The 12343-nt window shown below is 59.0% G+C and carries 9 protein-coding genes; 5 read left to right on the forward strand and 4 right to left on the reverse strand.

The features are described from left to right. Positions 1 to 51: 51 nt before the first annotated feature. From panB to ACWKV4_RS17865, 5 genes are all read left to right on the forward strand, one after another. The gene (panB, locus tag ACWKV4_RS17845) at positions 52 to 852 is read left to right on the forward strand and encodes a 3-methyl-2-oxobutanoate hydroxymethyltransferase (RefSeq protein WP_483833441.1); all 801 of its coding nucleotides are present in this window, start codon (positions 52 to 54) and stop codon (positions 850 to 852) included. Beyond that, on the forward strand, positions 849 to 1709 hold the full coding sequence (panC, locus tag ACWKV4_RS17850) for a pantoate--beta-alanine ligase (protein ID WP_483833442.1): 861 nt from the start codon (positions 849 to 851) through the stop codon (positions 1707 to 1709). The genes panB and panC overlap by 4 nt, the downstream gene beginning before the upstream one ends. A 237-nt stretch (positions 1710 to 1946) precedes the next feature. Beyond that, the gene (pgi, locus tag ACWKV4_RS17855) at positions 1947 to 3611 is read left to right on the forward strand and encodes a glucose-6-phosphate isomerase (protein WP_483833443.1); all 1665 of its coding nucleotides are present in this window, start codon (positions 1947 to 1949) and stop codon (positions 3609 to 3611) included. 91 nt (positions 3612 to 3702) lie between these two features. After that, the gene (locus ACWKV4_RS17860) at positions 3703 to 4884 is read left to right on the forward strand and encodes an acetyl-CoA C-acetyltransferase (protein WP_483833444.1); all 1182 of its coding nucleotides are present in this window, start codon (positions 3703 to 3705) and stop codon (positions 4882 to 4884) included. 76 nt (positions 4885 to 4960) lie between these two features. Continuing rightward, positions 4961 to 7867, forward strand: a complete 2907-nt coding sequence (locus ACWKV4_RS17865) for a DUF748 domain-containing protein (protein WP_483833445.1) — start codon at positions 4961 to 4963, stop codon at positions 7865 to 7867. 175 nt (positions 7868 to 8042) lie between these two features. Here the strand turns inward: ACWKV4_RS17865 and ACWKV4_RS17870 are convergent, their stop codons facing one another. The 4 genes from ACWKV4_RS17870 to truB form a co-directional block, all read right to left on the reverse strand. Next, positions 8043 to 8399 carry a BON domain-containing protein gene (locus ACWKV4_RS17870; RefSeq protein ID WP_483833446.1) on the reverse strand — a complete coding sequence of 119 codons (357 nt, stop codon included), beginning with the start codon at positions 8397 to 8399 and terminating at the stop codon, positions 8043 to 8045. Positions 8400 to 8656: 257 nt separating this feature from the next. Next, positions 8657 to 10762, reverse strand: a complete 2106-nt coding sequence (gene pnp / locus ACWKV4_RS17875) for a polyribonucleotide nucleotidyltransferase (protein ID WP_483833447.1) — start codon at positions 10760 to 10762, stop codon at positions 8657 to 8659. A 280-nt stretch (positions 10763 to 11042) separates the two neighbouring features. After that, positions 11043 to 11312, reverse strand: coding sequence for a 30S ribosomal protein S15 (gene rpsO / locus ACWKV4_RS17880; protein ID WP_483833448.1), 270 nt, complete (start codon positions 11310 to 11312; stop codon positions 11043 to 11045). Positions 11313 to 11423: 111 nt separating this feature from the next. Further along, on the reverse strand, positions 11424 to 12341 hold the full coding sequence (truB, locus tag ACWKV4_RS17885; RefSeq protein WP_483833449.1) for a tRNA pseudouridine(55) synthase TruB: 918 nt from the start codon (positions 12339 to 12341) through the stop codon (positions 11424 to 11426). Positions 12342 to 12343: the final 2 nt, after the last annotated feature.

Below are 12343 nucleotides of genomic sequence, written 5' to 3' on the forward strand. Positions count from 1 at the left end.
GAAACATAGGTAATGCCCCACTTCAGAAGGCGGCAACCGAGGAACCTTTGCATGCCAGAAATCACCCTGACCACCCTGAACGGCCTCAAGGCCAAGGGTGAAAAAATAACGATGCTGACCTGCTATGACGCAACCTTTGCCCGTGCAGCCAGCGAAGCCGGGGTTGAAATATTGCTCATCGGGGACTCCCTGGGCATGGTCCTGCAGGGCCACGACAGCACCCTCCCAGTCACCACCGCCGAGATGGCCTACCACACTGCCTGCGTCAAGCGCGGCAACGCGGGGGCACTCATCCTGGCCGACTTGCCCTTCATGGCCTGTGCCACGCTGGAGCAAGCGTTCGCTAATTCCGCTGCGCTAATGCAGGCCGGCGCGCATATGGTCAAGGTCGAAGGCGCCGCCTGGCTGAGCAGCACCATCGAACTGCTCGCCCAGCGAGGCGTACCGGTGTGCGCCCACATGGGCCTTACCCCACAGACGGTCAATGTGCTGGGTGGATACAAGGTGCAGGGGCGCCTGGAAAGCCAGGCACGGCAACTGCAAGCCGACGCCATCACCCTACAAGAGGCTGGCGCGGCGATGATCCTGCTCGAATGTGTACCCAGCGAACTGGCCGCCCACATCACCCAGGCAGTGCGAGTACCGGTGATTGGTATCGGCGCAGGGCCGGCCACCGACGGTCAGGTACTGGTGTTGCACGACATGCTTGGCCTATCCCTCACTGGCCGCGTACCGAAGTTCGTCAAAAACTTTATGCAAGGCCAGCCCAGTATTCAAAGCGCCCTCGCCGCCTATGTAAGCGCGGTAAAAGACGGCAGCTTCCCAGCCCAAGCACACGGATTCAGCGCATGAACACAGTCAACACGGTACTCCAATTGCGGGCGGCAGTGGCTCAGGCACGGGCCGAGGGCAAGCGGATTGGTTTTGTGCCCACCATGGGCAATCTGCACAGCGGGCATGTGGCATTGGTCACCCGAGCCACTGAACAGGCCGATTTCATAGTGGCCAGCATCTTCGTCAACCCCCTGCAGTTTGGCGCCAACGAGGACTTGGGTAGCTACCCCCGTACCTTGGCCGCGGATCAGGGAAAACTCCTTGAGGCGGGCTGCAACCTGTTGTTCGCCCCTGCCGTGAGCGAGATGTACCCTAACGGCACAGGCGTGCAAACCCGGGTCAGCGTGCCGCGGTTATCCGAAGGGCTGTGCGGGGCTAGCCGCCCTGGGCATTTCGAGGGCGTGGCCACGGTGGTTAGCAAGCTGTTCAACATGGTGCAGCCCGACCTTGCTGTGTTCGGGCAGAAGGATTACCAACAACTGGCAGTGATTCGCGCGATGGTACGAGACCTGAACATGCCCATCCAGTTGATCGGCGAGCCTACCGTACGCGCCGAAGACGGGCTGGCGCTGTCATCGCGTAATGGCTACCTAAGCCCAGAGCAAAGGACCATCGCCCCTGCCCTCTATCGTAGCCTGCACGCCATGGCCACTGCCCTTCATAACGGCGAGCGCGACCTGAACGCGCTACTGGCCGAGCACCGTACACGCATAACTGATAACGGCATGCGCTTGGACTACCTTGAAATCCGCCATACCGACACCCTGCGCGCCGCCACTGCCGCTGATCATGACCTCGTCATTCTGGCGGCAGCCTACCTAGGTAGCACGCGATTGATCGACAACCTCGAAGTACGCTTGGGCACCTCGGCCTGATGCGCGCCCTACCCTTGGCGCTCGGGCAGGCAGGCGAAAACCCCGCCCGGTGGGCCGCCAGGGATAGATTAATATTGAAAGCCACGGCCTACAGGCGCAGACAAGCACCCTCGCACGCGCTACCGTGGATAGCTGTGACCACGCGTGGCGTATGCGCTGGCGGTTAATAACACAAAGCAACCTGTCCGGACCTGACAATGTCCAAAAGGCTGACCAAGTAAAAGGAAACTTGCAGAGATGGCGTACTACCGCAATCCTCACGATGTGACCGCCCTTCCCGCCTGGCAGGCGCTCAAAGAGCACCGCACGGCCATGCAGCACTTCAGCATGCGTGAAGCCTTCAATGCCGACCCTAATCGATTCGGCACCTTTTCCCTCAGCGCCTGCGGTTTGTTCCTGGACTACTCCAAGAACCTGATCACCTCGGAGACTCGCGGCCTGTTGGTGCAGTTGGCCGATGAAGTGAAACTCTCCGAAGCGATCAAAGCCATGTTCGCCGGTGAGATCCTCAATGCGTCCGAAGGCCGCCCCGCCTTGCATACGGCGCTGCGTCGGCCGATCGGCGACAAGCTCAAGGTTGGCGGCAGCAACATCATGCCGGAGGTACATAAGGTACTGGGGCAGATTACCGAACTGGTAACCCGCATCCATGACGGCCTGTGGCGCGGCTACACCGAAAAGCCCATCACCGATGTGGTCAACATTGGCATTGGCGGCTCCTTCCTGGGCCCTGAGCTGGTGTCCGAAGCCTTGCTGCCTTACAGCCAGAAGGGCGTGCGCTGCCATTACCTGGCCAATATCGACGGCAGCGAGTTCCACGAACTGTCGGCCAAGCTAAGGGCCGAGACAACCCTGTTCATCGTGTCGTCAAAATCCTTCGGTACGTTGGAAACCTTGAAGAACGCCCAGGCCGCCCGCGCCTGGTATCTGGCTCAGGGCGGCTCCGAAGCCGAGCTGCACCGGCATTTCATCGCGGTTTCGAGTAACAACGCCGCAGCCGTTGCCTTTGGCATCCGTGAAGAGAACATCTTCCCCATGTGGGACTGGGTCGGCGGCCGTTACTCGCTGTGGTCCGCTATCGGCTTGCCGATCGCCCTGTCCATCGGCACCGCTAACTTCAAAGAACTGCTCTCCGGTGCTCATACCATGGACGAGCATTTCCAGACCGCGCCGTTCTCTCAGAACATGCCAGTACTGCTGGCGCTGCTTGGGGTGTGGTACGGCAACTTCTGGGGCTCGCAGAGCCACGCGATCCTGCCCTACGACCACTACCTGCGTAACATCACCAAGCACCTGCAACAGTTGGACATGGAATCCAATGGCAAGAGCGTGCGCCAAGATGGCACCCCCGCTACTACAGAAACCGGCCCGGTCATCTGGGGCGGCGTAGGCGCCAACGGCCAGCATGCCTATCACCAGCTGCTGCACCAAGGCACCCAGTTGATCCCGGCGGACTTCATCGTGCCGGTGGTGAGCTTCAACCCTGTAGCGGATCACCACCAGTGGCTGTTCGCCAACTGCCTGTCGCAGAGTCAGGCGCTGATGCTGGGTAAAACCCGCAATGAAGCCGAAGCCGAACTGCGTGCCAAAGGTGTGGCCGAGGCAGAGGTGGAACGCCTTGCCCCGCACAAAGTGATCCCTGGCAACCGCCCGAGCAATACCCTGGTGGTCGAGCGCATCAGCCCTCGCCGCTTGGGCGCGCTAGTAGCTATGTACGAGCACAAGGTGTTCGTGCAAAGCGTGATCTGGGGCATTAACGCCTTCGACCAATGGGGCGTGGAGCTGGGCAAGGAGCTGGGCAAGAACGTTTACCAGCGCCTGATCGGCGACGTAGAAGAGCCTGCCGAAGATGCCTCGACCCAAGGCTTGATCGACTTCTTCCGTAGCCGTCACCGCGGCTAAGCAGGCCCAGCCTAGCTAAAGCGCCCTTCTCCAAGGGGGGCGCTCAAGGCCGGTCCTCGCCCGGCCCCTAATAATAATGAGGACACTCCCCATGAAAGACGTTGTCATCGTGGCTGCCACACGTACCCCCGTGGGTAGCTTTCAAGGCGCGCTCGCTAAGGTTCCGGCCGTGGAGCTGGGCGCTACTGTCATCCGCCACCTATTAAGCGGCACAGGCCTGGAGCCCGCGCAGGTGGACGAAGTCATTCTGGGCCAGGTGCTCACCGCCGGCGCTGGTCAGAACCCCGCGCGCCAAGCTTCTATCAACGCAGGGCTACCCGCCACGGTACCGGCCATGACCCTGAACAAGGTCTGCGGCTCGGGCCTCAAAGCGGTACATCTGGCTACCCAGGCAATACGCTGCGGCGACGCCGATGTAATTGTCGCGGGTGGCCAAGAAAGCATGAGCCTGGCCAACTATGTATTACCTGGAGCGCGTACTGGCCTGCGCATGGGCCACGCCAACCTGGTGGACACCCTGATCACCGACGGCCTGTGGGATGCGTTCAACGACTATCATATGGGCATTACCGCCGAGAACCTGGTGGAGCAATACGGCATCAGCCGAGAAGCCCAGGACACCTTTGCCGCCGCGTCCCAGCAAAGAGCGGCGCTGGCCATCGAAACCAAGCGCTTTGCCAGCGAAATTACGCCGGTAAGTGTTCCTCAGCGCAAGGGCGAGCCTCTGCAGGTGGTCGATGACGAGCAGCCTAGGGCAGGTACTACGGTTGAGTCCCTGGCCAAACTCAAGCCTGCGTTCAAGAAAGACGGTACGGTCACGGCAGGCAATGCCTCGTCACTCAACGACGGCGCCGCCGCTGTGTTGTTGATGAGCGCGGAAAAAGCCACCGCCCTGGGCCTGCCAGTACTGGCGCGTATCGTAAGCTATGCCAACGCAGGCGTAGACCCGGCAGTGATGGGCATTGCCCCGGTCAGTGCCACCCGCCGCTGCCTGGAAAAAGCCGGTTGGGCACTTGAGGATGTAGACCTGTTCGAGGCCAACGAGGCCTTTGCCGCCCAGGCACTTGCGGTGACCCAAGAGCTGGGTTGGGACCTGAATAAAGTCAACGTGAACGGGGGTGCCATTGCCCTCGGCCATCCGATTGGCGCGTCAGGCTGCCGGGTACTGGTGACCTTGCTCCATGAAATGATCCGCCGAGACGTTAAAAAAGGCCTGGCCACGCTCTGTATAGGTGGCGGGCAAGGCGTTGCCCTGGCCATCGAGCGGCCTTGACCCCGCAGGCTGTTGATGGAACCCTCGGCAGCCTGTAGCACTCCAACCCCCCTTTCCCAGAACAAGCGAAACCGAAATGCCGAACCTACTGCCAAAACGTTTGCTACACGTGGTGGCGGGTGTGTCGATCGCGGTTGCGCTCTATGCCTTGTTGGGCTTTTGGGTAGCGCCCACGGTAGGCCTGCGCATTGCCAACGACAAGCTGGCGGCCATGGCTACCACCCCAGCGCATCTGGAAAAAATCGTTTTCAATCCATTCACCCTGGAACTGACCTTACAGGGGCTGCGCTTGGGCAACTCAGGCGATGAGCAGGTCGCCTTCGAGCGGCTGTATGCAAATGTACAAATCAACAGCCTGTGGCGCAGGCAGGTGCACCTGGCCACGCTGGACCTACAAAAGCCCAAAGCCCAAGTGCTCATCGCCCGTGACGGCCAACTGAACCTCAGCCAGCTGTTCAAGCCTTCTGGCGAGCCAGAGCAGCCGGCCAGTGAACACGACACGCCGTTTCCGGTCACCGTTGACGAACTGAACCTCAGTGACGGCCATGTACACTTCAAGGATGCACGCTCTTCAGCGCCAGTGGAGTTCACCTATGACGCATTGGACTTCCAGCTTCGTCATTTGACCACCTTGCCTAAAGGCGATGCGCAAATGGAGCTTACCGCCCATGGCCCTTTGGTGGGCCATTTAACGTGGAGCGGTCGCTTTTCCCTTTTCCCATTCACTTCTCAGGGGCACCTGACCCTCAAAGACGCTCCTCTGAAAACCTGGTGGCCTTATGTTCAGGCGGCCGCTCCGCTCACGTTGGACAGCGGCAACGTTAGCGCACAATTCGACTACACCGTAGACCTGACCAAACAGGCGCAGATACGGGTGACCCAAGCCAATCTGGTGCTTTCGCCTTTCGCCATGGCAGCACCGGATGGCCGCCCGCTGTTACGCCTGGCGGCTTTGAAGGTCTCAGGCGCCTCCATGGACCTGGCCAACCGCCAAGTAGCACTCAAAGCCATTGACGCGCAGCAGGTGGAAGCCTGGGCCCGCCGTGAAGCCAACGGCGTGTTGGACTGGCAGCAGCTGTTCGGCCCTACCGGTTCCCCCGCAGCTGCCCCAACGAAAGCCGAATCGGCCCCGGCCTCGCAACCCTGGCGAATCAGCGTGGGTGAAGCGCGCTTGAACAATGCGCGGGCGCACTTGGCTGATAACAGCGTGGCCGAGCCTGTCACCCTCGAGCTGACCCCACTGAACGTGCGTGTGGGTAACTATGACAGCCTTGAGGCCAAGCCTGTACCCGTGGAGCTAGAGACCGGCTTTGGCCGCCAAGGCAAGCTCCACGCCAAGGGAGAAGTGAACCTCAGCCCCGTGAGCGTGCATCTGGCTGTCACCAGCCGAGATATTGACCTGCGTATCGCTCAGCCCTACATCACCCCGTTCGCGCGCCTGGAGCTGCGTAGCGGCATGCTTGACAGCGACCTGGCCGTGGACCTGAGCAGTACCGAGCCCTTGGCGTTCTCGGTGACCGGCAAGGCCGCGGTGAACCAGCTACATACGTTGGATACGCTGAAATCGCGAGACTTCGTGCGCTGGGAGCATTTGAACCTCGAAGGGCTGGCATACCGCCACGGCGAAGGGCTGAATATCGACCAAGTGAACATCGCAAAGCCTTACGCGCGCTTTATGATCAATGAAGACCGCACCACCAATATCGATGACTTGTTGGTACCCCAGCCGGCCGATTCGGCCTCGAAACCCGCTGACGATTCCGCTCAGGCCAAACCACTGGCGATCCGCATAGGCGGCATCAACTTCAGTGACGGCTCCGCCAACTTCGCAGACTTCAGCCTGACGCCTAATTTCGGCACAGCCATCCAGCAACTCAATGGCAAGATTGGCACCCTGGATAACAGCAAACCCTTGGCGGCCCAGGTAGACGTAAAAGGCCGGGTAGACCGCTACGCACCGGTAACCATCGAAGGCAGCCTGATTCCTTTCGACCCTTTGGCGAGCCTAGACATTGCCACGCACTTTCGGCGCGTAGAGCTGACCACATTGACGCCCTACTCCGGCAAGTTCGCCGGCTACCGCATCCGCAAAGGCCGCCTGGATCTAGACCTGCATTACCAGATCAGCAAAGGCCAGTTAAAAGCGGATAACAATGTAGTGGTAGAGCAACTGGAACTGGGCGACAAGGTCGACAGCCCTGATGCGGTAAACCTGCCCTTGAAGCTGGCCATCGCTCTGCTCAAAGACAGCCACGGCCGAATTTCCATCGCATTGCCCGTTTCTGGCAATCTTAACAACCCCCAATTCAGCGTAATGCCGGTCGTGTGGCAAACCCTGCGTAACCTGATGGTTAGAACCGCTCAAGCCCCCTTCCGCATGCTGAGTAAGTTGGTACCAGGAGGCGGCGGCGAAGATTTGGGTGCTATCAGCTTTGCGGCCGGTAGCAGCGACCTGGACGCTCAAGCCCAGGCAGATTTATTAAAAGTGGCCGCAGCCTTAAATCAGAAGCCTGAGCTACGGCTGGAAGTCGAAGGAGCCAGCGCATCGGCCAGTGATGGGCCACCCATTGCGGCCCAACGACTGGAGCGCGAATACCAAGCCATGTGGTACAAGATCCTTCAACGCCGAGGGGATAAAGTTCCGGCTCAGGCTGCGCAATTGACAGTGCCTGCGCAGGAGAAATCGGCATTACTCGAAGGTATCTATCGCACCCGCCTTAAACAACAGCCTCCTGCCCAATGGGAAAGCCTGGATACCGCAGAGCGTCAAGCGAAGCTGCAAGTAGCGGTGATCGACTCCTGGCGTGACAGCAATACCCTGCTGCGACAGCTGGGCCAGGCCCGTGCAGGGAGCATCAAGGACTTTATGGTCAGCCAAGGCAAGTTGGCCGATGACCGTATCTACCTGATCGACGCTCGCCTTAATGAGGCCCGTGTCGATGGGCGTGTGGTGAGCGTATTGCACCTGGATGTGGCACCTTAGGACTTATCTTTTGTAGGGGCTAGCATAGCTAGCGAACGCGGTTTCACCGCCAGCACGCTGTTTATGCAAAAGATATTCGCCCGCTATTGCTGGCTCTTACAGGCGGCCAGGGTTTCAGAGCACCATAAAAAAGCCCCGCCTAAGCGGGGCTTCTGCAACGGTAGACCGGAAGGTCTTAGTTGGTGTGCAGGCCGTCAGCCGATACAGCTTTCACACCTTTGATTTTCTTGGTGATCATTACAGCGGTATTTTTCTGAGTGCTGCTTAGCGCAGTGGTGGACGACAGAGAAACCACGCCCTTGTTGGTTTCGACTTTAATGTCGGTACCAGGAATGCCTTTCTCGGTTACCAGGTCAGCTTTGACTTTGGTGGTGATCCAGGTATCGGAGGTGGCTTCTTTGGCTTCGGTGACTTCACCAGCCGCCAGCATCATAGGTGCTTGAGCAGCTTGGTTAGACTGAGCGAATGCGCCAGTGGTCAGGCCCATGGCCATAACGGAAGCAGCGGCGGCAGCGATAGCGAGTTTTTTCATGGGAGTCACTCCTGTTCTTCTGGATAATCCGTAGCCACTTGGCCACTGAGTAACAGTGGTGTTGCAGCTCCCATGCCAACGTCTCGCTTGGAATAACATCATTTAAAAACAACAAGTTAGCTAAATAAGTGGTTCGAGTCGATCGTGCATCCTGCAACCTGCGATGAAAATTTGCGTGCAAGTTGCAGGTACATGCCTCTACATCCCTATAAAAAACCCCGCAGAAGCGGGGTTTTTATAGGGCCATTTGAAGCAGGTTATACACCCGAAGCTTCAGCGGCCGGCACATCCTTGATGGAAAGCTTGATACGGCCGCGATTGTCCACGTCCATAACCAATACTTTCACTTCCTGGCCTTCCTTTAGTACGTCGGTGACTTTCTCTACGCGCTGATCACTCAGCATGGAGATATGCACCAAACCGTCCTTGCCAGGCAGGATGTTTACAAATGCGCCGAAATCGACGATTCGTTCAACCTTGCCCACATAGATCTTGCCGATCTCCGCTTCCGCGGTAATCCCCAGCACACGCTGGCGAGCCGCTTCGGCTGCTTCCTTGGTTTCACCAAAGATCTTGATCGAGCCATCGTCTTCGATATCGATAGACGCCTTGGTTTCTTCGCAGATGCTGCGAATGGTGGCGCCGCCTTTACCGATCACGTCACGGATCTTATCGGTGTCAATCTTCATCGACAGCATGGTTGGGGCGTTAGCGGACAACTCGGTGCGGGACTGGCCGATGATCTGGTTCATCTGCCCGAGGATGTTCAAGCGCGCTTCCAGGGCTTGGCCCAGGGCGATCTCCATGATCTCTTCGGTGATGCCGTTGATTTTGATGTCCATCTGCAGCGCGGTGACGCCCTTGGCGGTACCGGCAACCTTGAAGTCCATGTCCCCCAAGTGGTCTTCGTCACCCAGGATGTCGGTCAGGATGGCAAACTTCTCACCTTCCTTTACCAAGCCCATGGCGATACCCGCAACCGGTGCCTTCATGGGCACACCTGCGTCCATCAGGGCCAGGGAAGCACCGCACACCGACGCCATAGAGCTGGAACCATTGGATTCGGTGATTTCCGACACCACGCGAATGGTGTAGGGGAATTCGGAATCGCTTGGCAGCATTGCTTGAACCGAACGGCGCGCCAGCCGGCCGTGACCAATTTCGCGACGACCAGCGCCACCCATGCGGCCACACTCGCCCACCGAGAACGGTGGGAAGTTGTAGTGCAGCATGAAGGGGTCTTTCTTCTCCCCTTCAAGGGTGTCCAGCAGTTGGGCATCGCGAGCGGTACCCAAGGTGGCAACAACCAGCGCCTGGGTTTCACCACGGGTGAACAGCGCCGAACCATGGGTCTTGGGCAGAACCCCAACTTCGATATTCAACGGGCGCACGGTACGGGTATCACGGCCGTCGATACGCGGCTTGCCGTTAACGATATTCTCGCGCACGGTGCGGTATTCGATTTCGCCGAAGATTTCTTTGACTTCCGAAGCCGTAGGCTGGCCTTCTTCAGCGGAGAACTTGGCCACTACCTGGTCACGCAGCTCACCCAGGCGCGCATAGCGGTCGGCCTTGACGGTGATGGTGTAAGCCTCGGAAACCGCCGCGCCGAATTCGCCACGGATGGCGTCCAGCAGCGGGGTGTTCTGAGCCTTGGCGGACCATTCCCAAGTAGGCTTTGCAGCTTCCGCGGCCAGTTCCTTGACAGCCTGGATGACGGCCTGGAATTCATCGTGGGCGAACAGTACCGCACCCAGCATCTGGTCTTCGGTCAGCTCTTTGGCTTCCGATTCCACCATCAGCACGGCGTCGGAGGTACCGGCTACAACCATGTCCAGGCTCGAAGCCTTCAACTGCTCGTAGGTGGGGTTCAGCAGGTAACCGGTGCTTTCATGGAAGGCAACGCGAGCGGCACCGATGGGGCCTTCGAACGGAATGCCGGAGATCGCCAGGGCGGCAGAGGTACCGATCATGGCCGCGATGTCCGGATCGGTCTTCTTGCTGGTGGAGACCACGGTACAGACGACCTGAACTTCATTCATGAAGCCTTCAGGGAACAGTGGGCGAATTGGCCGGTCGATCAGGCGTGACGTAAGGGTTTCTTTTTCGGAAGGGCGGCCTTCACGCTTGAAGAAACCACCGGGGATCTTGCCCGCGGCATAGGTTTTTTCCTGATAGTGGACCGACAGCGGGAAGAAGCCCTTGCTTGGGTCCGCGTGCTTGGCACCTACCACTGTGACCAGCACGGTAATGTCGTTATCGACGGTGACCAGCACAGCGCCGCTGGCTTGACGGGCGATACGGCCAGTCTCGAGGGTTACGGTCGATTGACCGAACTGAAACGTTTTGATTACCGGGTTCACGGCTTCCTACCTTCTAGTTTCACTTTGGGGAAATCGGTACGAGGTTCTGGTACAGAACCCAGGCGCTGTAGGTATGCATCCGCACAACACCTTGAATGCTTAGGCGCCAACGGGATTCGGCCCGTTCTACGTCCAGATAAAACTTGAGGTTGGAAACCCGCCCTCTGAGCACAAGGCTCAGGGAACGGACTGCCAACCTCATTGAGTGGCACGCCATCACCCGCCATCGCGCCTGAAGCGCGACGCCGATGGGCGTGCCCACCACAGGCCAGGCCGCTGATCAGCGACGCAGACCCAGGCGACCGATCAGGGCGCTATAACGGCTAACGTCCTTGCCCTTCAGGTAATCCAGCAGCTTACGACGCTGGTTAACCATACGGATCAGACCACGACGGGAGTGGTGATCTTTACCGTTGGCTTTGAAGTGGTCTTGCAGCTTGTTGATGTTGTGGGTCAGCAAAGCAACCTGGACTTCCGGAGAACCGGTGTCGCCAGCGGCTTGCTGATATTCACCAACGATACGAGCTTTATCTTCAACGCTGAGTGCCATGAGGCAGTCTCCATTTCAGGGAATCGCTAAGCGATTCCAATAGGCCAGGGAATGATCCCTGTCGTTTAATAAGAGGAATGACCGCGCCTACTTACAGCCACCCTCGTTCGGTCATTCAGACCGAATCAGCCGACGCGGCGCAATACGCCCGTCTTCGCTCACTTCACCGATACCGATGAAGCGGCCATTGTGATCTTGCACCCGCACCATGCCAAAGGCCGGAGCCTCTGGGGCGCGAACCGGCTGCCCATGCAACCAGTAAAACGCACTGTGTTCCGAGAACTGCAACAAGGGCCAATCCTGCAAGCCGCTGTCGGCAGGTAGCAGCAATTGGTCCAGCGCTTCATTCCCCCCTTCGGCGTGAGCCTGCTCAAGCGCCTCAAGGGTAACGGTTTGGGCCAGCGTAAACGGCCCTGCCTGAGTCCGCCGTAGTTGAGCCACATAGGCGCCACAGCCCAGCTGCTCGCCAATGTCCTCTACCAGGGTGCGGATGTACGTGCCTTTACTGCACTGAACAGCCAGCGTAGCTCGGGCCTGTTCCACCGCCAGCAACTCAAGGCTGCCAATAGTAACAGAACGTGCCTCACGCTCCACTACTTCCCCTGCCCGCGCCAACTTATAAAGCGGCTGACCATCGCGTTTGAGCGCTGAGTACATGGGCGGAACCTGCTCAATTGCGCCCCGAAAGCCTGGCAGTACCGCTTCGATGTCGGCCTGACCGACGGTCACTTCCCGCTCGCGCAGTACGTCGCCTTCGGCGTCCGCGGTGGTGGTGGTGACCCCCAGCTGCATCACCGTCTCGTAGGCTTTATCAGAGTCAAGCAGGTACTGAGAGAACTTGGTTGCCTCCCCAAAGCACAACGGCAGCACGCCAGTGGCCAGCGGGTCGAGGCTACCGGTATGCCCGGCTTTCTCGGCGTTAAGCAACCAACGTACCTTTTGCAAGGCAGCATTGGAGGTGAAGCCCTGTGGTTTATCCAGCAGGATGATCCCGCTGACATTGCGACGAATACGTTTGACCTGTGCCACCG

The sequence above is a fragment of the Pseudomonas artemisiae genome, from assembly GCF_057128685.1.